Annotated in this window: 28 protein-coding genes and 1 tRNA gene; 21 read left to right on the top strand and 8 right to left on the bottom strand. The window is 69.5% G+C overall.

The genetic code is table 11. The annotated features are described in order from the left end of the window. Window positions 1-21: 21 nt before the first annotated feature. Both GQS52_RS15830 and GQS52_RS15825 read right to left on the bottom strand, forming a co-directional pair. On the bottom strand, window positions 22-813 hold the full coding sequence (locus GQS52_RS15830) for a hypothetical protein (protein ID WP_182314051.1): 792 nt from the start codon (window positions 811-813) through the stop codon (window positions 22-24). 190 nt (window positions 814-1,003) lie between these two features. Next, window positions 1,004-1,792, bottom strand: a complete 789-nt coding sequence (locus GQS52_RS15825; protein ID WP_259370805.1) for an HNH endonuclease signature motif containing protein — start codon at window positions 1,790-1,792, stop codon at window positions 1,004-1,006. Window positions 1,793-2,076: 284 nt separating this feature from the next. Between GQS52_RS15825 and GQS52_RS15820 the strand changes: the two genes are divergently transcribed. Then, the gene (locus GQS52_RS15820) at window positions 2,077-2,514 is read left to right on the top strand and encodes a hypothetical protein (RefSeq protein ID WP_182314049.1); all 438 of its coding nucleotides are present in this window, start codon (window positions 2,077-2,079) and stop codon (window positions 2,512-2,514) included. Window positions 2,515-3,466: 952 nt separating this feature from the next. Here GQS52_RS15820 and GQS52_RS15815 read toward each other — a convergent pair. Both GQS52_RS15815 and GQS52_RS15810 read right to left on the bottom strand, forming a co-directional pair. Next, entirely contained in the window at window positions 3,467-3,907 is a 441-nt protein-coding gene (locus GQS52_RS15815) for an ATP-binding protein (RefSeq protein WP_182314048.1), read from the bottom strand. 46 nt (window positions 3,908-3,953) lie between these two features. After that, on the bottom strand, window positions 3,954-4,361 hold the full coding sequence (locus GQS52_RS15810; protein WP_182316489.1) for an NUDIX hydrolase: 408 nt from the start codon (window positions 4,359-4,361) through the stop codon (window positions 3,954-3,956). A gap of 107 nt (window positions 4,362-4,468) precedes the next feature. On the opposite strand from GQS52_RS15810, the gene GQS52_RS15805 reads away from it, so the two are divergent. From GQS52_RS15805 to GQS52_RS15755, 11 genes are all read left to right on the top strand, one after another. Then, entirely contained in the window at window positions 4,469-5,257 is a 789-nt protein-coding gene (locus tag GQS52_RS15805) for a GntR family transcriptional regulator (RefSeq protein WP_182314047.1), read from the top strand. Window positions 5,258-5,464: 207 nt separating this feature from the next. Next, the gene (locus GQS52_RS15800; protein ID WP_182314046.1) at window positions 5,465-5,821 is read left to right on the top strand and encodes a hypothetical protein; all 357 of its coding nucleotides are present in this window, start codon (window positions 5,465-5,467) and stop codon (window positions 5,819-5,821) included. Then, on the top strand, window positions 5,821-7,197 hold the full coding sequence (locus tag GQS52_RS15795; RefSeq protein WP_182314045.1) for an FtsK/SpoIIIE domain-containing protein: 1,377 nt from the start codon (window positions 5,821-5,823) through the stop codon (window positions 7,195-7,197). The genes GQS52_RS15800 and GQS52_RS15795 overlap by 1 nt, the downstream gene beginning before the upstream one ends. Before the next feature lie 80 nt (window positions 7,198-7,277). Next, complete coding sequence (locus GQS52_RS15790) at window positions 7,278-7,487, top strand: hypothetical protein (RefSeq protein WP_182314044.1); 210 nt, start codon at window positions 7,278-7,280, stop codon at window positions 7,485-7,487. A gap of 19 nt (window positions 7,488-7,506) precedes the next feature. Further along, window positions 7,507-8,250, top strand: a complete 744-nt coding sequence (locus GQS52_RS15785) for a DUF2637 domain-containing protein (protein WP_182314043.1) — start codon at window positions 7,507-7,509, stop codon at window positions 8,248-8,250. Window positions 8,251-8,265: 15 nt separating this feature from the next. Then, window positions 8,266-8,457 carry a mobile element transfer protein gene (locus GQS52_RS15780; RefSeq protein ID WP_182314042.1) on the top strand — a complete coding sequence of 64 codons (192 nt, stop codon included), beginning with the start codon at window positions 8,266-8,268 and terminating at the stop codon, window positions 8,455-8,457. A gap of 15 nt (window positions 8,458-8,472) precedes the next feature. After that, window positions 8,473-8,667 carry a hypothetical protein gene (locus GQS52_RS15775; RefSeq protein WP_182314041.1) on the top strand — a complete coding sequence of 65 codons (195 nt, stop codon included), beginning with the start codon at window positions 8,473-8,475 and terminating at the stop codon, window positions 8,665-8,667. Window positions 8,668-8,692: 25 nt separating this feature from the next. Continuing rightward, on the top strand, window positions 8,693-8,995 hold the full coding sequence (locus GQS52_RS15770) for a hypothetical protein (protein ID WP_259370804.1): 303 nt from the start codon (window positions 8,693-8,695) through the stop codon (window positions 8,993-8,995). Window positions 8,996-9,150: 155 nt separating this feature from the next. Further along, a complete protein-coding gene (locus tag GQS52_RS15765; protein ID WP_182316487.1) occupies window positions 9,151-10,467 on the top strand; it encodes a replication initiator in 1,317 nt (438 codons plus the stop codon). Beyond that, window positions 10,460-10,642 carry a helix-turn-helix domain-containing protein gene (locus GQS52_RS15760; protein ID WP_182314040.1) on the top strand — a complete coding sequence of 61 codons (183 nt, stop codon included), beginning with the start codon at window positions 10,460-10,462 and terminating at the stop codon, window positions 10,640-10,642. Before GQS52_RS15765 ends, GQS52_RS15760 begins: the two co-directional genes overlap by 8 nt. Then, window positions 10,642-11,784 carry a site-specific integrase gene (locus GQS52_RS15755; protein ID WP_182314039.1) on the top strand — a complete coding sequence of 381 codons (1,143 nt, stop codon included), beginning with the start codon at window positions 10,642-10,644 and terminating at the stop codon, window positions 11,782-11,784. The genes GQS52_RS15760 and GQS52_RS15755 overlap by 1 nt, the downstream gene beginning before the upstream one ends. 78 nt (window positions 11,785-11,862) lie before the next feature. Here GQS52_RS15755 and GQS52_RS15750 read toward each other — a convergent pair. Beyond that, window positions 11,863-11,935 (bottom strand) — tRNA-Arg (locus GQS52_RS15750). 427 nt (window positions 11,936-12,362) lie between these two features. On the opposite strand from GQS52_RS15750, the gene GQS52_RS15745 reads away from it, so the two are divergent. From GQS52_RS15745 to GQS52_RS15735, 3 genes are read left to right on the top strand one after another with little or no spacing between them, the layout of a single operon-like run. Next, entirely contained in the window at window positions 12,363-12,776 is a 414-nt protein-coding gene (locus tag GQS52_RS15745) for a hypothetical protein (protein ID WP_259370803.1), read from the top strand. 50 nt (window positions 12,777-12,826) lie between these two features. Continuing rightward, on the top strand, window positions 12,827-13,960 hold the full coding sequence (locus tag GQS52_RS15740; protein ID WP_182314038.1) for a type VII secretion target: 1,134 nt from the start codon (window positions 12,827-12,829) through the stop codon (window positions 13,958-13,960). 21 nt (window positions 13,961-13,981) lie between these two features. Then, window positions 13,982-14,266 carry a hypothetical protein gene (locus tag GQS52_RS15735; protein WP_182314037.1) on the top strand — a complete coding sequence of 95 codons (285 nt, stop codon included), beginning with the start codon at window positions 13,982-13,984 and terminating at the stop codon, window positions 14,264-14,266. Window positions 14,267-14,722: 456 nt separating this feature from the next. Here the strand turns inward: GQS52_RS15735 and GQS52_RS15730 are convergent, their stop codons facing one another. Continuing rightward, window positions 14,723-17,374: a D-alanyl-D-alanine carboxypeptidase gene (locus tag GQS52_RS15730; protein ID WP_259370802.1), complete on the bottom strand. Its 2,652-nt coding sequence runs from the start codon at window positions 17,372-17,374 to the stop codon at window positions 14,723-14,725. A 66-nt stretch (window positions 17,375-17,440) separates the two neighbouring features. Here GQS52_RS15730 and GQS52_RS27865 point away from each other — a divergent pair, with 66 nt between their 5' ends. From GQS52_RS27865 to GQS52_RS15710, 6 genes are all read left to right on the top strand, one after another. Beyond that, entirely contained in the window at window positions 17,441-17,569 is a 129-nt protein-coding gene (locus GQS52_RS27865; protein ID WP_259370801.1) for a hypothetical protein, read from the top strand. 40 nt (window positions 17,570-17,609) lie between these two features. Further along, on the top strand, window positions 17,610-18,338 hold the full coding sequence (locus GQS52_RS15725) for a GPP34 family phosphoprotein (protein ID WP_182314035.1): 729 nt from the start codon (window positions 17,610-17,612) through the stop codon (window positions 18,336-18,338). A gap of 320 nt (window positions 18,339-18,658) precedes the next feature. After that, window positions 18,659-19,516, top strand: a complete 858-nt coding sequence (locus GQS52_RS15720; protein WP_182314034.1) for a helix-turn-helix transcriptional regulator — start codon at window positions 18,659-18,661, stop codon at window positions 19,514-19,516. A 345-nt stretch (window positions 19,517-19,861) separates the two neighbouring features. Beyond that, window positions 19,862-19,987 carry a hypothetical protein gene (locus tag GQS52_RS27860; protein ID WP_259370800.1) on the top strand — a complete coding sequence of 42 codons (126 nt, stop codon included), beginning with the start codon at window positions 19,862-19,864 and terminating at the stop codon, window positions 19,985-19,987. A 5-nt stretch (window positions 19,988-19,992) separates the two neighbouring features. Then, the gene (locus GQS52_RS15715; RefSeq protein WP_182316485.1) at window positions 19,993-20,211 is read left to right on the top strand and encodes a DUF397 domain-containing protein; all 219 of its coding nucleotides are present in this window, start codon (window positions 19,993-19,995) and stop codon (window positions 20,209-20,211) included. A gap of 295 nt (window positions 20,212-20,506) precedes the next feature. Continuing rightward, the gene (locus tag GQS52_RS15710; protein ID WP_259370799.1) at window positions 20,507-21,607 is read left to right on the top strand and encodes a helix-turn-helix domain-containing protein; all 1,101 of its coding nucleotides are present in this window, start codon (window positions 20,507-20,509) and stop codon (window positions 21,605-21,607) included. A 225-nt stretch (window positions 21,608-21,832) separates the two neighbouring features. Here GQS52_RS15710 and GQS52_RS15705 read toward each other — a convergent pair whose 3' ends face one another. Further along, window positions 21,833-23,335 (bottom strand): flotillin family protein, encoded by a 1,503-nt coding sequence (locus GQS52_RS15705; protein ID WP_182314033.1) that lies wholly within the window; start codon window positions 23,333-23,335, stop codon window positions 21,833-21,835. Between the two features lie 314 nt (window positions 23,336-23,649). Then, window positions 23,650-24,159 (bottom strand): NfeD family protein, encoded by a 510-nt coding sequence (locus GQS52_RS15700; RefSeq protein ID WP_182314032.1) that lies wholly within the window; start codon window positions 24,157-24,159, stop codon window positions 23,650-23,652. Between the last annotated feature and the right edge of the window lie 169 nt (window positions 24,160-24,328).

Here is a 24,328-nt window from a genome sequence, read left to right as displayed (position 1 = left end):
GGTGCCGTTATGACGCGCCCCTTAGACCTGTGCCGACAATGACTCCAATAGGTCAGCAATCGGCCAGAAATTCTCTTCGAGCCAGCTCTCAGCCTGCGATCTCCCGCCATGCTTACTTTCGTTCCGCTCCCGTAGGAGCGACTTCAGGAGTTGCTGCACTGTAAGAGCTCGCTTGGGGTCTGCGTAGACGAACGTCATGGGTTCGGCAGAAAACACGCGCTTGCGACGAGCTTCCCTGATCAAATCAGGAAACTTCGTTCGATCTGGCATTTGCGTAATACGCTTTAGCATCAATTCGGCGGCCGTGTGAAGCTCCTCTATTACTACCTCCGGTTCGACCTCTTGGATGCACCAAGCTGCCATCACTGTTTGCGCTACCACTAACCGCATCCCCAGCTCTTGATCGCCGCTTCCAGGCCACAGAGAGTGGATTGGCCAGACAGAGGATGATCTGATTGCACGTAGAGTGGGAACGTACGAATCGTTCGTTTTGTAGTAACGATCGTACCAATCGCATCGATATTTGGTGAGGATATCAACATAACCATTTCCAAGCCTGCGGCGGTAAGATGCACTCCGCCAACCTGGGGTCGCCTCAGCAATGGTAGGTAGGTCGCGGCGCAATCTTTCCAAGAGAACATCCAAACCATAACTCCAGCCGTCCATGGCCGTGTAGCCGACGCCATCCTCTGTTGTGCGACTTTTCCAACGGATATTCATTTCGCGAGCCCGACGCTGAGCAGCAGCGTTCATGGCTCGCACCACTCCGAGATTCTCAGGACGGAAGACAAATGTTGCGTCGAACCCTGCCAAAACTTTCCCCCTTCTAATCTGTTCTCTCCATTGAGATCACTGCATTATTCTATCCTCAATGCCAACAACTAATATCAGTCGACAGAAAGGCAAAAATATAGACAGGACTCCAAGCTCACCTATGACTTGCGCCGGGGGATTCCAATAACCGCCCTGGGGAACAACAAAGCGCGAGCCATCCATTATTGAGTTATTCATCTACCGGAATAATCAAGAATGCGTCATCAAAATTTTCACCGCTGTGGTGTTTGTCGTAGGCGACGATCCCGCGCCCATACACACCAGTCCATGCTCCCCCTTGCAGTGAAATGCCATGATTCGGTACGCGAACTCCATCAGGGGTCACCTCTACCCTCAGTCCTCGATGCACAAAAAGGCCACGCTGAAGATTTAGTAGACGCGGAGGGCCGAAAGCTAGCCTAGCTTGAATCTTTTTCTTTCCCTCCCTGATGGTCAAAGCCCGTCCGATAAATTCAACGTCCCAGCTTGCCATCTTATAGGTGAGTTCGTTGTCAATGATCGTAACCAGGGGTTCACCTCTGACATCGTAAAGCTTTAGGGTAATCAGCAGATTGCCCTCCTCAAGTCTCAACTTGAGGAGGGTTTCAGAATTAATACTAACCAGTTTACAGGCCCCTTCGGCGTCAAGCTTTTGGGTGAACCTGAGTGACCCCAGAATAACTTCGAAGCTGTCTCCAAAGTAATGCAATATGTGAGCAGGAGATGATTCCCGAGAGCGATTGAATGGGTCCTTGTTGGCTCGCCTTACCTTTTCTAGGGGGATTAGCTTCTTCGTCTTCTCCTCATGATGACTGGCGCAAAGTAGAGTCAAGTTTTCGGCGTCATCAGCACCACCAAGTGCCCAGTCATGCATATGGTCATACTGGTAGATCGGGGCGCCACACAGTACACACCCAAATCCGCATCTTCTTCTGACTACTCGCTTAGTACCCTCCGGAATTGGCGACCGCTCAGCCATATGTATTCCTCCTCCAAGTCCTACGCGACTACTGGCTCATGGTCTCCTGCTTCACAGCTCCCGGTCTAGCAGATGGGGAATCTGTCGGCTTACGCCTACGCAGGTTCGGACCCCGCACCCGCCACACCAAAGGGACGGCCTCTGACCAAGAAAAACGGTCAAGGGCCGTTCGCTTGTCCAGCGACTGTGTCGCCCCGCGGCTCACCGGTGTTCCCCGTGGCATCGGGCACGTGGCGGGCACGGCCAGAGCATGCCCTGCCGGCGCCTGCGTCAGTATGTACGCCATGTTGCTGACCCTCGGTCCCGACCGTCAGACACGTTCGTTCACCTGCGAGTGCTGCAGCGCTCCGATCGAGCGTTCTTGGTGTCTCGTCCACGCGGACGGCACTCCGCACGCGCTGTACTACGCGAACTGCTACCACCACACCGACCGCGACCACGACGCATGGATAGACGTGATCTTCGGAACGTGGGGCCAGGGCGTGGAAGCCATGAGCGGCCATGTCTCCTTCGGCTGCCGTGTCGGCCCGGTGGTCGGCCAGACGACGCCCGCTGCCACCCTCGTCGATGCGGGCACGATCTACCCGGACGGCCCCCTCTTCGGCCAGAAGCTCGATCGCGAGGCCGGACTCCGGCACCCTCGCTTGGCAGAGTTCTGGTCGGTGGTCGACTTCGTCCTGGAGGCCGACCCGCTGGTGCGAGGTCACCTCTACGAGCACTGATCCCCGTTGCCGACTGCTTCACCTCGGAGGAGTCGGCCGAGTCGCCCACACTGTCAGGTCGTAGGAAGGCCGGCCCCGTCTTTGGGTATCGCTGAGGACGGCGGCCTGCCACGGCGCGGCAGCAGCTGACTTCACCGGCCTGCATCAGTGACGGGAGTCGCTGGCGATGGCGCCCAGGCCCCACAGGCGCCCTCCCTTGTAGCCAGCCTCTCTACGCGCACAACGGGCATCCCGCACCCGGCAGTGCACCCGCCATGTAAGCCAGTCCACCGATGCCGCCCTCCCGGTGCGGGCTGCTGACCTGAACTCGAAGCCTGGCCGGCGCCCCGGGACGTGGCGCTGTGGTCGTCGCTCGATGACGACCGGGTCGTGATGGTGCTCGACCCCCATGAGGCGGCTGTCGTTGGCGCGCGGGCGGCGGGGCGGGCCGGAGCGGGGCGGAGACAGGAGCGGCGGTCCGCCCCGCGGGCCGCGCGCGGCGAGCGGAGCGAGCCGCCTTGAACCCGTAGAGAAAGTTGTTACTCGCCCCATGTCATGTATCTGGTGAACTGTTCTGCGCAGGTGGGAGCTTGCTGGCCTGACGATGCGCCAGCATCAGGAAGCTGACCGGTTGCACAGTCCATTGGATTAGGGCGGGCCGACAGGAGGTAGCGGGTGGTGTCGTCGGCGAGAGTGAGGGCGTACAACTCGCCGCCTACGAGAGCGGCCAAGGCTCGTTCGTGCTCGGTCTGGTCGTCGAGCCAGCAACGGGCGGGGTGGGCTGGGGCCGGGTCGAGTTGGTCTGCCACGTCGCGGACGCGGGAGCGGAGCCAGCGCAGGGCGAGACGCGGGGTGGCTGTCAGGTGGGAGCCGAGCCAGAAGACGCAGCCGTCCTGGTGGGTGTGGGCGATGGCCTCGCACCAGTAGCCGTGCCGGAGCGCGGGGCCCTGTAAGGCGTGGAGTTCGTCCAGGGTCAGCATGTGCGTTCTCCGGGGGCGGTTCCGCAGTCCTTGCTCATGCGAAGTTCGGCGGTGATGGTGCGGCCGTGGTCGCTGCCGTGGATGTCCAGGCGGGTGGCGAGGATTTCGACCATGCCGAGTCCGCGGCCGCAGGTGGCGTCCTGGTCGGGGCGCTTGATGCGCGGGGTGGTGCCGGCGCTTCCGGAGTCGCTGACGGCGATAACGACCGCCTGATCGGACAGGGCGAGGGTGATGTGGAAGCTGCCGTTCTTATCGCCGCTGGCGGTGTGGACGAGGGCGTTGGCTCCCAGTTCGGTGACGATCAGGGCGGCGTCGTCCGCGCACGGACATTCACGCAGGATGTCGCGGGTCCAGCGCCGAGCGCGGCCCACCTCTTCGGGGAAACCTGGGCAAGTGAGTCCCCAGACCCGCACCGTACTCATATACTCGTCCATACAAGTTCCTTCGTGCTGGTAGGCCGCCATGGGCAGTGGGATTCAGCTAGACGAGTCGCACGCCGTCATGGGCGCGGACCGCCGGCGGGGAGGCCGCGTCCAACGCGTCCAGGACGCGCACGGCGTAGGCCTCGTCGGTGAGCTCTATGACCTCGTCGCGGGTGGCCCAGCGCAGGGCGCGGGTCTCCTCGCCGGTGGTCGGGCTTCCGTCGACCGCCTCGCAGCGGAAGACGAGGGAGACGATCAGCCCGGTCATGTTCTTGTAGACGCCGGTGAGGGCGGCCGGGAGAGCGATCTTGATCCCGGTCTCTTCCAGGACCTCGCGCTGCAGAGCGTCGGGAATGGTCTCGCCGGCTTCCAGGACACCGCCCGGGGGCTCCCAGTGGCCGTTGTCGCGTCGCTTGATCAGCAGGGCTCGGCCCTGGTCGTCGACGATGACTCCGGCGACGCTCACGGAGTGGGGGCGCTCGGTGCTCACAGTCCCTGGTCTCCTCGGCTGGCTAGGCTGCCCACGGTAGCAACAAAATTTGGTAGCTCGTCTAGATACCTAAAGGAGTACTCGTGCCTCCTATCTCTTCCGGCGTTCTCGGGGCGTTGGATCCGACCAGTGATCGTGCGGTGTTCCGGCAGATCGCCGACCAGCTCCGCGAGGCGATCGACAAGGGCCGTTTCAAGGAGGGCGACAAGCTCCCGTCGGAATCGGAGCTGGTCGAGCATTACGGCGTCTCGCGGATGACCGTGCGCAACTCCCTCTCCCTGCTCCAGACGGAAGGGCTGGTGGTGTCGGAGCACGGCAGGGGCGTGTACGTCCGGCCGCGCCCGCCGGTCCGCCGGCTGGCCTCCGACCGGTTCGCCCGCCGCCACCGCGAGCAGGGCAAGTCGGCGTTCATCGTGGAGGCGGACGCCGCGGGCTCCCGCCCGGAGGTGGACAGTCTGGAGGTGCGCGAGGAGCGGCCCACGCAGGACATCGCCGCCCGGCTCGGTTCCCCGCGCCGCGTGCTGGCCCGGCGCCGTCGGTATCTGCTGGACAACCGGCCGGTGGAGTTCGCCGTCTCCTACCTCCCGCTCGACATCGCCCGGGGCACCCCGATCGCCGAGCCCAACCCCGGCCCCGGCGGCATCTACGCACGCCTGGAGGAGCTGGGCCACCGCCTGGACCACTTCGACGAGGAGATCCGCGCCCGGATGCCCTCCCCCGACGAGATCAAGACGCTCCGGCTCGCCGCGGGCGTCCCCGTCATCCACCTGATCCGCACCGCCCACGACACCACCGGCCGCGCAGTGGAGGTCTGCGACACGGTGATGGCCGCCGACGCCTACGTCCTGGCCTACCAGCTCCCGGCGACCTGAACGCCGGTGGCGGGCGTGCGCCACGGCTCCGGGGGCCCCGGACTTCGGACTCGTACACGCCAATACCCAAACTCGTATAGACGAGTAGTTGTCTCCTGTGGCACAGTGGTCCGCGTTCCCGCCCGTCCGGGACCACTGCGCCGCATCTTGTCTAGACGACTAGGTGAAGTGTGCGGTGGTTTCGGCAGCACAGGAGGAGAAGTCCACTTGCGTTCCATCCGAGTCGAGACCTCGTCGGCGACGATCCTGCTCACCGAGGCTCCGGAGAAGAAGATCAGGGACCGGCAGACCGGAGAGGTCGCCACCGACGCCGTGACCGGCGAGACGCTGATGAAGATCGGCGTGGTCTACATCGACGGGGGCGAATCCTCGCTCCTCCAGGTCACCGTGCCCGAGAGCGGCGTGACCGAGGGCCTGACGCTCGGGGCCCCGGTCTCGCTGGTCGGCCTGGTGGCCCGGCCGTGGGAGAACGTCTTCAACGGCCAGCAGCGGCACGGCATCGCCTTCCGGGCGGCCGCAGTGGCCCCGGGCGCCTTCCCCGTCCCGGTGGGGGCGTCGGCCTGATGTCGGAGCTGACGACGCTGTTGGAGGTGGGCGGCCCGGTCGTCGCGATCGGTGGTGGGGCCGCCTACCTCCGGGCCAGGCATCCGGCGGCCTACTGGTCCACGCTCGGCCTGCCGGTGGCCACCGCCCGGCTGCTCGGCTCGTACGGCTCGGTCATGGAGGCGTGCGGGCTGACTGTGGCCCCGTCCCGGCTGCGGGCCCTGGCGGTGCGGGCGGCCACTCGCCGGGAGGTGCGGCCGGTTCCGCCCCGCCGGGGCGTCATCCGTCCCACCACGACCGGGCTGCGGTTGCGGCTGCGGCTGGCCCCGGGGCAGGAGCCGGCGGACGTGGCGGCCTCGGCGGAGCGGCTGCGGCACGCCTGGGGTGTCCACGCGGTGTACGTGACCGAGGTCAAGCCCGGCGTGGTCGAGCTGCGCCTGATCGGCTTCGACGTGCTGCGGACGGTACGGATGCCCCGGAAGACCGGCGGCGGCTTCCTCAAAGTGCCGGTGGCCCTGCGGGAGGACACCACCGCGTTCGTCCGCGACTACCGGGCCGTCCCGCACCAACTCACCCTCGGCGCCACCCTGTCGGGCAAGTCCATGTACCTGCGCCACTTGGTCGCCGGGCTCGCCCCGCAACCGGTGGCCCTGGTGGGCATCGACTGCAAGCGCGGGGTGGAACTGGCCCCGTTCGCCCCACGCCTGTCCGCACTGGCCACCGACCCGCAACAGGCAGCGGAACTGCTGCCCGTACTGGTCAAGGAGATGGAGGACCGCTACGACCTGATCAAGACCCGGCAGGGCATCGCGCCCACCGTCCCCGACGAGGAGATCACCTCCGACATCTGGGGCCTGCCCGAGGACGAGCGACCCGTCCCGGTGGTGCTGTTCGTCGACGAGGTGGCCGAACTCTTCCTCGTCGCCACGAAGAAGGACGAGGAACGGCGGGACGAGATGGTCACCCAGCTCGTCCGCCTCGCCCAGCTCGGCCGGGCCGCCGGCATCTACCTGGAGGTGTGCGGGCAGCGCTTCGGCGCCGAACTGGGCAAGGGCGCCACCATGCTCCGCGCCCAGCTCACCGGGCGGGTCTGCCACCGGGTCAACGACGAAGCCTCGGCCAAGATGGCGCTCGGCGACATCGCCCCCGAAGCGGTGGACGCGGCCTGCGCCATCGCGCCCGAACGTCCCGGCCTGGCCGTCGCCGGGGACACCTCCGGCGGCTGGTCCCGCATCCGCACCCCCTACCTGTCCCTGGCCGACGCCGCCGCCGTCTGCCAGGAAACCGCCGGCCTCGTCCCCGACCTGCCCGCCCTCGCCCCCTTCCGGCCCGCCGCGTCCGCCGCTCCAGTCGACGACCCCGCACCGGTGCTGGTGCCGCGCCCGGCGACCGGCTGAGCCCTTCCCGTTCCACGGTCGGCGCGACCGCCTCGCGCCACGTCCCTACCCCCGCCATGCCTGATCACGGAAGGACTGCCATGTCCCGCCCCTCCCTCTCCGAGGTGTCCGCCTTCCTCGCCGACCTGGCCGCCCACCGCCGCCGCGGGATCGGCGACCGGACCGAACTGATGAACCGCAAGGCGGACTTGCTGGAGCGCATCGCCGCCGACCGGCCCGACGACACCGAAGCGGCCGAGGTCGCCGCCGACGCCCGCGCCCGGGCCGACGCGCTCAAGAGCGCCGACTGACAGGAAGGACACCCCAGCCATGCGCGCTCTCCTGGCCCGCGTCGACGCGGTGCTCGTCCAAGCGGCCATCGCCGCCGCGCTGTCCTTCGCCCACCTGCACGACCTCGCCCACGCGGCCGGGCAGGAAGGCTGGAAGGCCTGGGCCTACCCGGTCTCGGTCGACCTGCTCATGGTCGCCGCCTGGCGGCGGCTGCGCTCGGGCACCGACCGGGCCGCCGCCTGGTGCTGGTTCCTCATCGCCCTCGCGGCCTCCCTGGGCGCCAACGTGGCCACCGCCGGGCTGCTCGACCTGAACCACGTCCCGGCCTGGCTGCGGATCCTGGTCGCCGGATGGCCCGCCCTGGCCTTCCTCGGCGGCAGCCTCCTCGCCCACAGCGCGACCGCTCCCGCACTCGCCAAGTCCGCATCACAGCCCATCCCGTCGGCCCCCGTGCTCCCCGCCCCGGTGCCGGAGCCGGCCCCGGTCGAGTCGGCCCACCCGGTCCGGGAGCCCGTCCCAGTACTGGCCTCGAAGGCCGCCGGGCCTCCGGCGCCCGAATTACCCGAGCCCGAACCGCAGACGGCCGAACCGGAAGCGGTCCCGGAACCGACCCCTGAGCCCTCCCGCCCGGCGGTGCGGGTTCCGGTCGCCCTGGTCGAGCACGCCCGGAAGGTGGCTGACGGCCACCGCGCCCGGACCGGCTCGCCCATCGACACCCCGACCCTGCGCGCTCGCCTCGGCGTCCCGGAACCGCTCGCCGAAGCCATCGCCGCCCAGATCTGACAAGGAGAACTGCCCATGTCCGTCTTCCGTCGCTTCCGCCGGCTGCTGCGCATCGGTCCCGTCCAGGTCGGCACTGCCTACGACGGCCGGGGCCGGGAGAGGCACACGGCCGCCTGTACCGCCCCGCGCTGCGGCTTCTCCGCCGAGTACGACTCCCGCGCCGCGGCCGAGCTGGCCGCCCGCACCCACCGTTGCCCCGTCCGCTGAGAGGACCTGCTCCCCGTGACCGTCAGCCTGCCGCTCGTCCTGGTCCTGGGCATCGTCGCCTGGGCCGCAACCAAGTTCCTCGGCGTCCGCATGTGGGTCGCCGTCGTGATCGCTCTCTTCGGCTTCTGGCTCTCCCACACCTTCCTCGCCCCGGCGATCGAATCCGGCACCCGGTCCGGAGTCGAGATCGTCAACGGCACACACGACTAGACGAGTAGCTGAGAGGAGACCGCTCGTGTTCCGTCCCAAGCTCCCGGAAATGCCCTCGCCCTCGACCGTCCACCACCCCACGGTTCCGGCCCTGCCGGTCCAGCACGGCCCCGCCCCGACCTGCTCCTGCCGACACGACGCCCCGCCCACTCCCGTACGCCGCCTGACTCCGTCGCTGGGCGTGGGGGCCGGCGCGGTGATTGCCGTGATAGCGGGCGGCGTGGTCCTCACCGCACTGCTGACCGCCGTCGCCGCCACGGCCGTCTCCGTCGCGGTCGCCGCCGTGGTCCTGCGCTCGCCGCTGCGCGACCAGCGCCACCACCACTGAACAGATCGCTCCCGGGGCGGCCTCGATACCGCCAAGCATCCGCCGCCCCGGGAGCGCACTCCCTCTCGACCTAAGCCGAAAAGGAGGAAGCCATCATCACCCGCACCACCCCTCCCCCGCTGCCCGAACTCGGCATGCTGGCCTCGCTCGGCACCATGCCCGCACTGCTGCGGCAACTGTCCGGCCTCGGCGGCTGCACCCGTCCCGTGCGGCTGGACGGCCACCGCACCGAGCACGCGGTGAACACCCGCACCGGAGAGATCGGCCGCATCCTGCACCACCTCCAGGCCACCGACCTTCCCGCCGGCCACCTGCTGGTGCGCTGCAACAACCGCCGGGCCACCCGCTGCCCGGCCTGCGCGGAGGTCTACCGCCGCGACACCTTCCACCTGGTCACCGCCGGACTGCGCGGCGGCAAAGGCATCCCCGAAACCGTGGCGGCCCACCCTCGAGTGTTCGCCACCTTCACCGCCCCCGGCTTCGGCCCGGTCCACAACCGGCCCACCGGCCCGGGCTGCACCGTCCGCCGCTGCCGCTGCGGCGTCCTCCACGGCCAGGAGGACGACGTCCTCGGCACACCCCTGGACCCGAACACCTACGACTACGAAGCCGCGGTGCTGTGGAACGCGCACGCCGGAGCGCTGTGGCGCCGGTTCTCCATCTACCTGCGCCGGGAGGTCGCCAAGCGGGCCGGCCTGCCGCAGCGGGAGTTCGCCGAACACGCCCGCGTCTCGTTCGCCAAGGTCGCCGAGTACCAAAAGCGCGGCGCGGTCCACTTCCACGCCGTGATCCGCCTCGACGGCCCCTCCGGCGGCGACGCACCGCCCCCGGCCTGGGCCACCGCCGAGCTGCTGACCGACGCCGTCCGCGCCGCCGCCGCAACCGCCGAAGTACCCGGCCCGGTCGTCGACGGCCGCGCCCACACCTTCGCCTTCGGCCGCCAGCTGGACGTACGCACCATCCGGGGCACCGACCTCGACGGCGCGGCCGACCTGACCGACCGGGCCGTTGCCGCCTACATCGCCAAGTACGCCACCAAGGGCGCCGAGACGGCGACCGGCACCCTGGACCGGCCGCTGAAGCTCCTCGCCGAACTCGCACAGGCAGAGATCACCGACCACGCCCGGCGGATGATCCGCACCGCCTGGGCCCTCGGCGCCCGCAAGGACCTCGAACACCTCCGCCTGCGGGCCTGGGCCCACATGCTCGGCTTCCGCGGCCACTTCTCCACCAAGACCCGCCGCTACTCCACCACCCTCGGCGCCCTCCGCGACGCCCGCGCCCAATGGCGCCGCGCCCAGGCCCTCGCCGCCCTCGACGGCACACAGCGCCCGGCCGAGGAGGACGAGGAGACCACCTACGTCCTGGCGCACTGGGTCTTCGCCGGCACCGGCCTGACCCCCGGCGAAGCCTGGCTCGCCGCCTCCACCGCACCCGCACCCGGAACCGAAGGAGAGCCCACCCGTGCATGACGACGAGCTGCTGACCGTGCCGGAGGTGATGGCCCGTCTGCGCCTGGGCCGCTCCACCGTCTACGACCTGATCCGCTCCCACCGCCTGCCCTCGATCACCATCGGCCGCTGTCGCCGCATCCCGGCCCGGGCCGTGCGCGAATACATCTCCCGAGAACTGGAGGCGGCTGCCTGATGGCCCCCAAGCGCAAGCGCAACCCCAACGGCGCCGGCACCATCACCAAGCGCGCCGACGGCCGCTACCAGGCCGCCGTGTACGTCCTCCAGCCCGACGGCACCCGCGCCCGCAAGTTCGCCTACGGCAAGACCTGGGACGAGTGCGACCGCAAGCGCCACGAACTGCTCGCCCGCGACCGCAACGGCATCCCCACCCCCACCCGCTCGGCCAAGCTCTCCGAGTGGCTGCCGTACTGGCTGGAGCAGGTCGTACGGCCACGGCGGAAGCTGAGCACCTACGACAAGTACGAATCGCACGTGCGGCTCTACCTCGTGCCGCTGCTCGGCTCCAAGCGGCTGGAGTCGCTGGGCGTGGCCGACGTGCGCCGCTTCCTCACCGCCGTGGAGAAGCGGACGACGCCGGCCACTGCCAAGGAGTCCCACCGCGTGCTGCGCACCGCGCTCTCGGCCGCCTGCCGGGAAGAGCTGATCACCCGCAACGTGGCGAAGCTGGTGGAGCCTCCCCGACCCCGTTCCAGGGAGCTGTCGCCCTGGTCCCTGGACGAGACGCTGACGTTCCTCGCCGCCGCCCGGACCGATCCGCTGTACGCGGCGTTCGTCCTGGCCATCGCCATGGGACTGCGGCGCGGGGAGATCGTGGGCCTGCGCTGGGAGAACATCGACCTGGAGAACCGCGTCCTGGCCGTGCAGGGTCAGACGCAGCGCCGTCGGGGCGTGCTCTACGACGACGACCCGAAAGGCCGGCGCCGCCGAGTGGTGCCCCTCCCGGCGATGTGCGTCGCTCCCCTGCGGTGGCACCGGATGCGGCAGGCGGCTGCTCGTGAGCGCGCGGGGGCGGCCTGGCAGGAGTCGGGATACGTGTTCACCACCCGCACCGGCCGTCCGGTCGAGCCGCGGAACCTGTACCGCTCGTTCACCCGGGTCGCCGAGAACGCCGGCCTTCGGGTCATCCGGCTGCACGACGCCCGGCACGGCTGCGCGACGCTGCTGACCGCTGCCGGGGTGGCACCCCGGGTGGTGATGGAGATCCTGGGCCACAGCCAGATCAGCATCACCATGGACGTGTACACGCACGTGGTCCAGGACACGCAGCGGGAGGCGATCAGCCACATGGACCGGCTGCTCAGACGCCGCCGTTGATGTCACCTGTGGATGTCAGGCGGCACGGAAAAGCCCCGGACCCTGATCGGGCCGGGGCTTCGTGCTGGTCGGACTGTGTGCCCCAGGCAGGATTCGAACCTGCGACACCCGCTTTAGGAGAGCGGTGCTCTATCCCCTGAGCTACTGAGGCGGGACGTGTGGAGAACCTTGGAGGAACCTCCGCCGGGAGCCTCTTCCAAAGATCACTGCACGTCGGTGGCGCCCGACTCTCGGCCTCAGACGGCGGGGTTGCATGTACTGTCCCCGACTCCTCCTGGGTACGGCTGGGAGAGGTGCCGAGGACAGAATAGCGGATGGGAGTGGGGACGTGCTGGAGTGATCAGTGACGGCATTGCCTGTGGATGTGCCGACCGGCAGCGCTATGCGGCACGGCGGGGTCGCGCATGACGGACGGCACCCTCCTGACAAGGCTCCCGTCGTAGCCCGCTTCGACACACGGGGCGACTCCCGGACCGACGCGGTGAGGCGCATCTTGCCGGTAATGGCGCCGGCAGGACCCGGACGGTCAGTAGGCTGACGCTGGGCCAAACAGGTCAGACCTACTTGAAGGGGTACCCGTGGGCAGCACCTCCAAGCACCCTCACAAGCCGGTGGACGACTCCGAGTTCCTGGAAATGACCCAGCATGACCCGGCCCAGGCAAAAATCCTGCGACGGTCCTTGGAGCACCTCGCCTCGGGCTTGGGGGGAGACGCGCTCAAGGAGATGGCACAGGGTGTGCTCTCCGGACGCACGGGACTGCGTGATGCAGCCAACGTGTCGGCTTACGCCGAACAGGCGGTGGAGCAGTCGGCCCCGCTCGCCGAGAAGTGGGCCTCCATGTCCGACAGTGAGCGCGACGCACTCGCTGCAGAGGGGGAACACCTGCTCGCGAAGGAGCAACAGCAACTCGATGATGAGCGGCGCGCAGATGCTCCAAACCGTCCGGGCGAAAAGACACGTCACGACGGCCGCGACTGGTCCTTGTACTGAACAGCCCCACCGGCCGGGCGGCTGAGGAATGAGTTCATTCGGGGGAGAATTTGAATTTCCGCGTAGAACCCGGTGCGATCGACAGCTTTTCGAAGTTGGTGGGACGCGCGGCGGACGGCAGCGCGCAGGCCATCTCGTACACAAATAATTACGCACAGATCGAGAAGTCAGGGGGTGGAGATCTGTGGGACCTCGTCGCGGGTGATCATGACAGTTACGTGCACGAGGCCAAGAAATCCCTGGAGAAGGTTCAGAAAGTTCTGGAGTCATCCAAGAAGGAACTGGAGCGCTCAGCCGATTATTACCGGGAGACGGACAGGAACGAGGCTGCCAGAATTGATTCCTTGCACCAGGGCTCCAAGGCGCCAGCCAGCAGCCCCGAGGGCGACCCGCAAGATTTCTCCGACAACAGCGACGCGACGAACCATCTGAAGAAGCCGGACGGGGATAGTAATAACCCCTTCGCAAATTACGCGTCGGGCCATGCGGACGAGTACGGAATGAATCCGGTACAGAAAACGCTCGGCAGCGCCCTCGACCTGGGCAGCCCCTCGGCAATGGCAGTAGAGGCATCCAAGCTGCTGTTCGGCTTCGACCCCTTCGCCACCGTGACGAATTGGGTTTTCGGAGACTGGAACAAGTACAATGAATGCGCCGAAACATGGGGGAACCTCGCATCATTCTGCGATACAGCGGCTGCTAATTTAAATAAAGGCAACCGGAACATCGGTCTCACCTGGCGCGGCAACGCCGCCGATGCAGCCGCCGTGTATTTCGATGAATTCAGCAATAAGCTGAGTGAAATCAAAAAAACATTCGAATCATTGCAGGAGTGTTACGCACAGGCGGCACAACTGGCTTTCCAGTTCGCCGAGTTCCTCAAATCGTTCCTGGTGATGTTCTGCGACTGGCTCGTCATCTGGTTGATCAACCTGGCCGCGGCGCAGGCCGTCAACGTGATTCCCGTCGGGGGGCAGGCTGCATCGGTGGCCTTGTTCGCCCTGGCCGCGGCACAAGCCATCCGGATCATGCAGATGTGGGGCGAGGCGGCCAAGGCATTCGACATGGTTGCGGCGGCACTCAGCGCGCTCGGCTTGACCATGTCCGCCGCTGTCAACGGCTTCTCGGCGGCGGACGGATTCCCCGAGGTAGGCACCGGCGGCTACGACCACCAAGCGGTATAGAGAAAAAGGCGGTCCGAATCAATGGGATTCTTCGACGGGATCGACCAGCTCGATCTCTTCCTCACTCGTTGCCGTGCCCTGAGCCTCGGGTCGGTTCCAGTCTGCTTGGCCGGCATGGTTTTCTTCATCAAGGAAGAAGGCTGGCACTTCAGCTTCCTTGTGTGCTGCATCTTTCCTTTGGTCGCTGCTTATTTGGGCTTCCGGGGCAAGCGGGAGATCCGTGCGGGAATGTCTGCGACGGCAGCCGCACTCGCCGGCGTCACTCTGCCCTTGACGTTCGCGCTGACGGCTGTCGAGGGCTTCTGAGAGGGTGCTCGGTGCCGGTTCAGGCTGCCGCGAGCGGTTTCGAGCGGAGGTAATGCCCGGTTCCGTCCGAGCCGACGCCAGGCAGGGTGTTCGAGTCCACCATGGCCTGTCGGATCGTCAACCGTGACAGCCCAAACAGTTTCTCGTAGTTGCGGTGGAGCCTCCGGAGCCGGGCGTGGCCCCGGAGGACCTCGCCGACCGGCTCGCAAGGCTCTGCGGTCGGCGCCCGCTCCTCTGGACGGGCCACCCGTCGCCGCAGCACCGACTCAATGAACTCCCACGCTCAATATCGCCGATACGGACCCGACCGCCACGAAATCGTGGAATCGGTTCCGGGGGGACCGGGTCCGGCGGGACGCCTGCCGGAACGGATGACGGGCGGTGGGCGGGCCAGGAACGGGGCGGCCCCGGCGCTCGTGGAGCGCCGGGGCCGCAGGTCGACCGAACGGGAACCGGTCAGAGGATCCGGGTCAGACGGGCGCCGATGGAGGGCTCCTCCAAGGCCGTCTCCAGGGCCACGGGGACCTTGACCTGTCCGGGGCCGTCGCCGACCGTGAGCGTGCCGACCTTCGTGCCGGCCTTCGCCGTGCCCGGCACGCCCTTCTCGGACTCCTCGGCGGCGATCTTCACCTCCAGGCCCGGCCAGCCGACCGCGCTGACGTCCTTCGTCACCACGACGGGCGTCCGTCCGCCGAGGCCGTCGTCGACGTAGCCGACGACGTCGCCCTTCTTCAGGATCGCGGCGGAGGTCAGGGCCTCCTGGCCGGTCTTGATCAGCTCACGGCTGGCGTTGATCGCCGAGCCGAGGATCGGGGTGTCGTACTGGCCGAGGACCGCACCCACGATCAGCTGCTCGGTCCCGTCGACCGGCTGCTTCGCCGAGAACAGGAGGTTTCCGCCGGCGGCGGTGCTGGAGCCGGTCTTGATGCCGTTCACACCCGGGTCGTTGATCAGGGTGTTCCAGTTGTACTGGACGGAGTTGTAGCCGGACGGGGTGTAGGAGCCCTTGTCCACGATCTCCCGGAAGACGGGGAAGTCCATGACCTTCTTGGCCAGCTTCACCTGGTCGACGGCCGTGCTGACGGTCGTCGACTTCAGGCCGCTCGGGTCCGTGTAGGTCGTGTCCTCCATGCCGATTTCCGCGGCCGCCTCGTTCATCTTCTTGACGAAGGCCTCCTCGGAACCGGCGTCCCAACGCGCCAGGTAACGGGCGATGTTGTTGGCCGAGGCGATCATCAGGTCTTCCAGTGCCTCGTACTGGCTGATCTTCTGACCCTCGGTGACGTTGATCGTCGACTCGCCCTCGGAGCTCAGGCCGGAGTCCTCTGCCGCCTGCTTGTCCATGGTGAGCATCGCACCCTTGGAACCGGGCTTGATCGGGCGGTCCTTGAGGATGACGTAGGCCGTCATCGTCTTCGCCACACTGGCGATCGGCACCGGCTTCTGCTCACCGCTGCTGCCGAAAGTGCCCAGCCCCTCGACGTCGAGCGCCGCCTGGCCGGAGTCCGGCCAGGGGATCGACGGTTTTCCGCCCTCGAAGGTGTAGGAGTCGGCGGCGGTGAGCGTCAGGGCGGGCTGCGGCAGCGGGCGGAGCATCTGGGCCACGCCGATGAGCAGCACGAGCAGCAGGACCAGCGGAGTCCAGATCTTGACCCGGCGCACGAACGTGCGCAGCGGGGTCTCCGGCGGCGGCGGAGTGTTGGTCAGCTCGGCCAGCAACTGCAGGGGCGCACCGGGAACGGGCGGCAGCGGCTGCTGCCTGGTGCGCTCCACGGGCGGGGGCTCCGACGCCCTCGGCGCGGGGTGGACGATGGCCGGGGCCGCCCCGGCACCGCCCTTGGCCTCGGGACCGCCCTTGGCTTCGGTGCCGCCCTTGGTGCCGGTCTTGGCCTCGGCGCCGGGTCCGGCCTTGGTCCCGGCCGGAGCGGCGGCAGCCTTGGCCCACGTCGGGGCAGGCTTCGTCTGGCCCGGGCCGGACCTGTCCGAGACGGGGTCGGACTCGCCCTTCGCGGGAGCGTCCTTCGCCTCGGGGTCACCAGAGGGTTCGTCGGCCTTGTCGGCTTTCGATCCGGATTTTGCCTTTTCGGCAACTGCAGGCTTCTCGGCGGAGGTGGCCGCAGCCTTGGCCGACGACTCGTCGGCAGCACCCTCCTCTACCTTGCCTGAATTGTCGGCCTTGTCGGACTTGTTGGCCGAACCGGACGGGGAGGCCGTGAAGGTGTCCGCGTCATCCGTCTCGACGGCGGCCTTCTCGGCCTCCACCTCGTCCGGACCGGTCGCGGCCGGAGCCGGGGCCGGGGCCGGGTCGTCCGCGTCCGTCTCCGGGTCCGCAGCTCCCTCCGCGTCGGAGGCAGAGGCATCTCGGGGGCTCCCGGAGGCAGACTCCTCCCGGGGCGGGATCCTCAACTGCATCGTTGCGGGAGCCGCGGGGACAGGCTTCTCCTCGGCGTCGTCCGCATCGGCGGTCGACCTGCCCTCCGAGGAGCCTCCGTCGCCTTCTGAGGCCCTTTTGGCGCCCTCCCCGACCTCGGGTGCGTCTTCGCCCTTCAAGGCCTTCTCCGGGCCGCCTGTGGCCTTCTGGTGCGCCGGTGACGGCGCGGGGGCGGCATCGGCGGTACCGCTGTCGCCCTTGGCCTCCGCTGCGGCCCCCGGCTCGCTCTCGTCGTCGGCCCCGGTCTCGTCGGCCCCGGTCTCGTCGGCACCGGCCGTCGGGGCGGCGTCCGACTCAGCGGCATCCGACCCGGTCGTGTCCGGCTCGGGTTCGTCCGGCACGTCGGCCGCGCGCTCTCCGTCCGCGGCGTCCGACGGGTCCGCGTCGCCCGGCGCGGGTTTTCCGGACGGGGCGTCGACGCCGGAGGTCTCGTCGTCGGCCCCGCGGCCCGTTCCCCGGTCCGCCTCGTCGTCCGCGGACGACGCCTGCGCCGGCACCGTGTCCGCGGGCGCCGCCCCGTCCGGGGCCGAGGCCCTCAGGTGGAGGGTCGCCGTGCCGGTCGCTTCCTCACCCTCGTCCGGCTCGCGGAAGGCCTCGAGTCGGGGATCCTTCGGCTCCTCCGCCGTCTCCCCCGACGACTTCTGCTGATCCGCCCTGCCGGGGGACTTGCCCGCCACCCAAACCTCCTGCAGAAATGCGCACATCGGACGGGACGCGCGTCTGCGTCGCCCCGCTGCTGTCCAGTGTCCCGTGAGGGCCTGACCGGTGTCTCCGCCGACCCGCGCCGACACCTCACCCACCTGCTGGACGAGAACGACATACCTGTTGGTTCCCTCACAAAGAACCTAGGCACTCTCGACAGCCGGGTGTGAGAGGGGTCACCCTGTCATGCATCCACGCGGGGAGGCATGGATGGGCAGGAGCCGCAGATCAATTCCGGAGGAGCTTCTGCTGCTGGCCTTGGACCCGGCCACGGGTACCACGGCACAGCCGCAGTCGCTCGACCTCGGCCTGGCCGGCGCACAACTCGTCGAGTTGGCGCTGGCCGGGCGAATAGCCCCAGACGGGGATCGTATCGCCGTGGTGGTACCACGGCCGACCGGTGATCCGACCTTGGACACCGCATTGGAACTGCTGCGCCGACGCGGCAGTGCAGTACGCGCGGTCCACTGGATCGGCGGGCCCAGGCTGGGCCTGCGCCAGACCTACCTCGCGCACCTGGAGCGCTGCGGCATGGTGCATGCCGTGGAGAGCCAGATGTGCGGGGTGCTGCCGACGACCAGGTACCAGGCGTCGGACAGTTCGGTCAGCCGCGAGATCAAGACCAGGCTGGACAGTGCGATCCGCACCGGCGTACCGCCGGACCCGCGGACCGCGGCGCTCGCCGCGCTCGCCCACTCGGTGGGACTCGGCAAGCACCTGTACCCGGGCAACGAAGGGCGGTCGTCCCGCTCCAGGTTGCGCGACCTCATCAGGTACGACCCGATGGGCGGGATGGTGGCGCACGCCGTCATGGACGTGCAGAACGGCGCGGCGGCCGCGCCGCGCGGCCGGCATGCCGGCGGAGGGCGGACCGCGCCCTCGCGGACCGCCCCGCCGCGGTCCACGGGTCGCGGAATGGCCCGGGTCGCGGCGAGCTAGAAGCTGGACCGTGGGCCAGGGCCCACAGCGAGTCTGCGCGGGGTGGGGCACCGGCCGACACCGGTGCCCCACCCCGCGCAGCTGTCCCTGCACGCCTGCCGCGGGACGTCCGCCGCGGCCGCCGGGCCGGCACCGTCGTGGCCGGACGGACGGCCGGACGGACGGCCGGACGGCCGGGCCCGCGGGCCGCCACGGCCGGGCCCTGCGGGCCGCTGGTCGGTTGCTGTCCGGCGGTTTCCCGGCGGAGGACCGATCGTCGGTGGGAGGCTGCAAGCCAGCGGAAATGTGCTGGAACACTGGAATCCGGAGGTGCGCTTCCCGTGGCCGCCAATGTCAATCCGACCGTCAGACGCCGTCGACTCGGCTCGGAGTTGCGCAAACTGCGCGAGGCGAAGGGCATGACCGCCGAAGAGGTGGCCACGCGGCTCCTGGTCTCGCAGTCCAAGATCAGCCGGCTGGAGAACGGCCGGCGCAGCATCAGCCAGCGCGACGTGCGCGACCTGTGCCAGGTCTACGAGGTGCAGGACGAGCGGGTCGTCGAGTCGCTGATGACGATGGCCAAGGAGTCCCGGCAGCGCGGCTGGTGGCACGCCTTCGGCGACATCCCGTACAGCGTCTACATCGGACTGGAGGCGGAGGCCGCCTCGGTCCGCAACTACGAGTCGCTGATCATCCCGGGGCTGCTGCAGACCCGCGCCTACGCGGAGGCCGCGATCTCCGGCGGGCAGCCGGAGGCCACCCCTGCCGAGGTGGAGAAGCGGACGGAGGTGCGGCTCAAGCGCCAGGTGCGCATATCCGACGCCGAGTCGCCGCTGCGCTTCTGGGCCGTCATCGACGAGTCCGCGCTGCGCCGGGTGGTGGGGAACCGGGCGATAATGCGCGAGCAGCTGGACCACCTGGCGGAGCTGAGCACCTGGCCGCACGTGACCGTCCAGGTGCTGCCGTACGAGATCGGCGCGCACCCGGGGATGTCCGGGACCTTCTCGATCCTGGAGTTCCACGACGACGCCGACTCCAGCGTGGTGTACCTGGAGGGCGTCACCAGCGACCTCTACCTGGAGAAGGAGCCGGACGTCCGGCTGTACACGGTGATGTACGAGCACCTGCGGGCCCTGGCGCTGAGCCCGGAGCAGACGAGGGAGAAGATCGTCCAGGTCGCCAAGGAGTACGCGCGCTGACGTCCCGGCGTCGCTGTCCCCCGGTTTCCGAGGGCGCCTTCCCGGCGAGAACGGGAAGGCGCCCTTCCTGTGCCGTGCGACGGCCGGTTCCGCGCGGTGGTCGACGCGGGGCGGCGGCCGGTTCGGGGACGGCAGTCGGTGCGGGGGCGCGAGGGGCCGGTGCCGCGGGGCGTCGGCGCCATGAGGAGCCGGCGCGGGGGCCTGTCGGAGCGGTACGGGCCGAGAGGCCGGGGGCAGGGGCGGGACACCGTACACCCCTTGCCCCCACCGCTGTCCGTATTTCTGGAATATGCCAGTCAGACGGGTGAACATCCGCTCTCCAGCGTGAAGTTGACGAGTAACGTCATGACCATAGGACCGCAGCACGTTGCGGCCCACGACAGCACGATGCAGCAGGTCGGTGCGGAGACGGCGCTGTCCCTCCGGGTGCCGCGGAGCACATCGTGCGGACTCGCGCAGAAGTCGGAGTGATCATGATGACCAGGCAGGACTCCGCAGGGTTCGGCGGACTGGCGTGGAAGAAGTCGTCCTACTCGGGCGCCAACGGGCAGTGCGTCGAGGTGGCGACGCCCTCCCCGACGTCGATCGCCGTCCGGGACTCCAAGAACCCCGGCGGCCCGGCGCTCAGCTTCTCCGCCGAAGCATGGTCCGCGTTCGTCGCGGACGTGACCGGCGGTGCTTTCGGGAACGTCTGAGCCCCGTCCCCCTCCCGGAATCCGGAAGGCCGCGCACCGGCCCGGACCACCAGGTCCAGAGCCCTCTCGTCGGGATACGCCGTCCCTGCCGAGGGGGCTCTTTCGTGTCCGCGCACGGGCGCACCGGGGCAGACCGGCAGGAGGCCGGTGCGACAGGTGGAGCCGGTGCGACGAACGGGGCCGGTGCGACGAACGGGGCCGGTGCGACGAACGGGGCCGGTGCGGCAGGCGGGGCCGGGCCGCGCGGAACGTCTGAGTACCTTGTACCGCACACGAGACAGTGAGGGAGCGGTACGTGGGCCGGCAGCCGATACCCGAGGAATACCTGGACGGCTACGTGGAGATGCTCGCCGAGGTCTCCACGACCGGGCGTCTCCCGCGGCGCGAGGAACTGGAGGCCCGCAAGGACCTGGGGGAGGACGCCGCACGGCGGGGGTACGGGCTGCGCCCGCTCGTCGGCCGCATCCTGGAGCAGACCCGCTCCGCGTGGCCGGACCTGCCCGGCATGTCGGGTGCGGCGGGGGCGCGGGAGGTGCGGGCGGCCGGGGAGAGCGTGCTGCGGGCCGTGGAACAGGTGGTGGACGCCGTGGCCGCCGGCTACGAGCGGGCACAGCTCCTTGCGGTGCGCCAGGAAGCGGCGGACCGCCGGGAGTTCATCGACGACCTGCTGTACGGGCGCAGCGACCTGGGCCATCTGTCCGCCCGCGCGGTGCGGTTCGGGCTGAGGCTGGCCCGGTCCCACGTGGCGGCCGTGGCCCGGGGCCCCGAGCTCTTCGACGACATCCATCCGGTGACCCGCAGGGTGGAGAGCGCGCTGACCGGCCGGTTCGGCGAGCGGCGGGTGCTGCTGACCACCAAGGGCGGCCGGCTGGTGTGCATCGCCCCCGACGACCAGGACGACGTCGTGCGGTACTTCGCCGAGCAGGTGCGGGCCGCGACGGGCGGCGCGGACTGCCGGGTGGCCGTCGGCCGGCCGCATCCGGGCCCGGGCGGTGTCGTGCACAGCTACGAGGAGGCGCTGGGCGCCCTGGAACTGGCCCGGACCATGGGCCTGGACACGCCGGTGCTGTGGGCGTCCGACCTGCTGGTCTTCCCCGTGCTGAGCCGGGACCGGGAGGCCCTGGCCGACCTGGTGCGCACCGTGCTGGGGCCGTTGGCCCAGGCGCGGGGCGGGGCCGGGCCGCTGCTGGACACCCTGGACGCCTACTTCGCCTCGGGATGCGTGTCGGCCGAGGCCGCCCGCCGGATCGGTCTGAGCGTCCGGGCCCTGACCTACCGGCTGGAGCGGGTGCACCGGCTCACCGGTGCGGATCCGGGGGACTCGATGCAGCGTTACACGCTGCAGACCGCGGTGATAGGGGCCCGTCTGCTGGACTGGCCGACCAAGGAGCTGTGAGGGAGCGCTGTTCCGGCGGGCCGCGACGGCGAATGTCCCGGCGGGCCGGGACGGCCGGTGCGGCAGTGGTGGTACGGCAGGGCGGGGCGCGCCGACACCCCCGTAGCCGGCCCGCCCCGCCCTGGTCCCCCGTTCCCCCGTTCCCTCCCCCGTTTCCCTGGCCTGCGGCCCGGGCCGCACTTTCCGGCAGCGCCCCCGGGCAGTCCCGGGGGCGTCACGGCAGGGTCAGCCCGTGATCTCCACCCGCCCGCCGGAGCCGGAGTGCGGTGCCTGCTCCTGGTCCGGGTCCGCGGAGTCGGACGGGGAGGCGCTGACGGCCCCGGGGCCGCCGGCCGCCGGGCGGTTCCTCTCCCCCGCGCCGTCGCGCGCGGTGAAGCGGGAGAGCAGGTCCGCCAGGTCCACCCCGGTGACGGAGCCGAGCAGCTCCATGCCCTGGGTGACGTTGTCGGCCACGGCCTTGGGCAGGCGCCCCGCGCCGTCGGTGGAGATCACCGTCAGCTTGTCGATGGCCGACAGCGGCTCGGCAGCCTTGGCGACGACCTGCGGCAGCACCTCGGTGAGCATCTGCAGGACGGCCGCGTCACCGTACTGGGCGAAGGCGTCGGCCTTCTTCTGCATGGCCTCGGCCTCGGCGCGGCCGCGTGCGGCGATGGCGGACGCCTCCGCCTCTCCCTCGATGCGCACGGCGTCGGCGAGGGCGGCGCGGCGCTGCTTCTCGCCCTCACCGGTGAGCCGGTCGCGCTCGGCCTCGGCCTCGGCCTGCTTGACCAGGGCGATGCGACGGGCCTCGGCCTCCTGCTCGGCGCGGTAGCGCTCGGCGTCGGCGGGCTTGCGGACCTGCGTGTCGAGCTGGCGGTCGGTCAGGGCGGCCTGCCGCTGGGCGACCTTCTCCTGCTCGGCGAGGACCTCCTGCTGGCGGGCGGCGTCGGCCAGCGGGCCGGCCGCGTTGGCCTTGGCGGCCGCCGCGTCGGTCTCCGCCTTGATCTCGGCCTGGCGCAGGTAGAGGGTCCGCTCGGCGACCGCGATCTCCTCCTCGGCCTTCAGCCGGGCCTGCTCGGAGGCGCGGCGGGCGACGGCCTCGGCGATGTCCGCCTCCTGGCGGGCGCGGGCGGCCTCGGGGCGGCCCAGGTCCTCCAGGTAGCTGCCCTCGGTGGTGATGTCCTGGATCTGGAAGGCGTCGAGGACCAGGCCCTGGCCGGAGAGGCTGGCCTCGGCCTCCTCGGCGACCTGGCTGGCGAAGGCGGCCCGGTCGCGGATGACGTCCTCCACCGACATGCGGCCGACGATGGCGCGCAGGGCGCCGGAGAGGACCTCCTGGGTGAATCCGACGATGCCCTCCTGCTGCTGCAGGAAGCGCTGGGCGGCCGCGCGGATGGAGTCCTCGTTGCCCCCGACCTTGACGATGGCGACGCCGTCCAGGTTGACCTTGACGCCGCGCAGGGTGACCGCGCCGCGCACCGCGACCGGGATGTGGCGGCTGGACAGGTCCATCACGTGCCGCTGCTGGACGAACGGCACGACGAAGACACCGCCGCCGACGACGACCTTCTGACCGCTGTTGTCGGTGGTGGCCCGGCCGGTGGCCGGGTCGACGGTCCGCTTCCCACGGCGGCCGGTGATGACGAAGGCCTCGCTGGGACCGGCGACCTTGTAGCGGGTGATGACGACCAGGGCCAGGAGTACCAGGAGTACGACGACTCCGGTGACTGCTGCGGCTACCGGGCTCATGATGGGCACGTCCCCCCTCGCGCGTCCGTTGCGGACGGCTGGTTGCGGTGATTCGGAGTACCGGGCCGGGGCTGGGCCGCCGGCCGGGGTTGGACTGTCGGCTGGAGCAGGAACGGGACGGTCGGGCGGTGCGGGCGGTGGGGGCGGGGCGAGCGGCGCGGTGGGGTGCCTGTGCGGACGGGCCGAACAGGCCGGGCGGACCGGACGGGCCGGACGGAGGGACCGGGCCGGGCGGAGGGACCGGGCCGGGCGGAGGGACCGGGCCGGGCGGAGGGACCGGGCCGGTGCCGCGGACGGGGCGGCGCAGCCCCGGTTCAGCGTTCGACGGGGCGGACTTCCACCGAGGTGGTGGACAGCACCTCCGCGACCCACACCTCCGCGCCCCGGGGCACCGGTTCCGCGCTGCGGGCCGCGTACTTCACCGGCTGCCCGGTGAGGTGGAGCATCACCTCGCCGTATCCTCCGGCCGGGATCGGCGTGACCACCGAGCCGGCCGCGCCCACGAGGTCGTCGCTGCGCAGCACCGGATCGGTCTGGTCCCGCATCAGCAGCCGGCTGAGCCGCACGACCAGCCAGGCCGTGACCACGCCGGCCACGACTCCGGACAGGACCGCCGCGGTCGTGCCGAGGCCGGTCGCGCCCTGGACCGCCGCCGCGCAGAAACCGAGCATGGACACGAAGCCGGCGATCGCGGGCAGCGACACCAGACCGCCGAAGGCTCCCTCCGCGGCCCCGCCCAGGACGCCTTCGAGGAATCCGTCGAACACCAGGGCGAGTGCCAGCAGGACGAGCCCGGCGATGCCGAGTCCGAGAAACAGTGTCACCCCGACCCCCCTCCCCTCGTCGCGCGTTTCCCTGCCGGAGCGGATCCTCGCAGCTCCGGAGGGAGTTCCGCACTGCCGGGAACCGGCAGTCTTTACGCCTTCCTCATGTCGGACATCCGGAGCGCCCGGAACGGTTCCCTCCCTCGCGGACCGAAATGCGCGAGCGGGA

It is taken from the genome of Streptomyces sp. SCUT-3, from assembly GCF_014083985.1.
GTDB lineage: Bacteria > Actinomycetota > Actinomycetes > Streptomycetales > Streptomycetaceae > Streptomyces_H > Streptomyces_H thermolineatus.
Note: the sequence above shows the minus strand (reverse complement) of the source record. Positions and strands in the feature narration are given on the sequence as shown.

Bases quoted from the DNA above. Each gene is read 5' to 3' on its own strand.
- GQS52_RS15815 (WP_182314048.1), bottom strand. From the start codon at position 3,907: ATGGACGAGTATATGAGTACGGTGCGGGTCTGGGGACTCACTTGCCCA.
- GQS52_RS15755 (WP_182314039.1), top strand. From the start codon at position 10,642: ATGGCCCCCAAGCGCAAGCGCAACCCCAACGGCGCCGGCACCATCACC.
- GQS52_RS27860 (WP_259370800.1), top strand. From the start codon at position 19,862: ATGACCATAGGACCGCAGCACGTTGCGGCCCACGACAGCACGATGCAG.
- GQS52_RS15825 (WP_259370805.1), bottom strand. From the start codon at position 1,792: ATGGCTGAGCGGTCGCCAATTCCGGAGGGTACTAAGCGAGTAGTCAGA.
- GQS52_RS15795 (WP_182314045.1), top strand. From the start codon at position 5,821: ATGTCGGAGCTGACGACGCTGTTGGAGGTGGGCGGCCCGGTCGTCGCG.
- GQS52_RS15785 (WP_182314043.1), top strand. From the start codon at position 7,507: ATGCGCGCTCTCCTGGCCCGCGTCGACGCGGTGCTCGTCCAAGCGGCC.
- GQS52_RS15820 (WP_182314049.1), top strand. From the start codon at position 2,077: ATGTTGCTGACCCTCGGTCCCGACCGTCAGACACGTTCGTTCACCTGC.
- GQS52_RS15705 (WP_182314033.1), bottom strand. From the start codon at position 23,335: ATGAGCCCGGTAGCCGCAGCAGTCACCGGAGTCGTCGTACTCCTGGTA.
- GQS52_RS15765 (WP_182316487.1), top strand. From the start codon at position 9,151: ATGCCCGCACTGCTGCGGCAACTGTCCGGCCTCGGCGGCTGCACCCGT.
- GQS52_RS15780 (WP_182314042.1), top strand. From the start codon at position 8,266: ATGTCCGTCTTCCGTCGCTTCCGCCGGCTGCTGCGCATCGGTCCCGTC.
- GQS52_RS15715 (WP_182316485.1), top strand. From the start codon at position 19,993: ATGACCAGGCAGGACTCCGCAGGGTTCGGCGGACTGGCGTGGAAGAAG.
- GQS52_RS15735 (WP_182314037.1), top strand. From the start codon at position 13,982: ATGGGATTCTTCGACGGGATCGACCAGCTCGATCTCTTCCTCACTCGT.
- GQS52_RS15790 (WP_182314044.1), top strand. From the start codon at position 7,278: ATGTCCCGCCCCTCCCTCTCCGAGGTGTCCGCCTTCCTCGCCGACCTG.
- GQS52_RS15725 (WP_182314035.1), top strand. From the start codon at position 17,610: ATGGGCAGGAGCCGCAGATCAATTCCGGAGGAGCTTCTGCTGCTGGCC.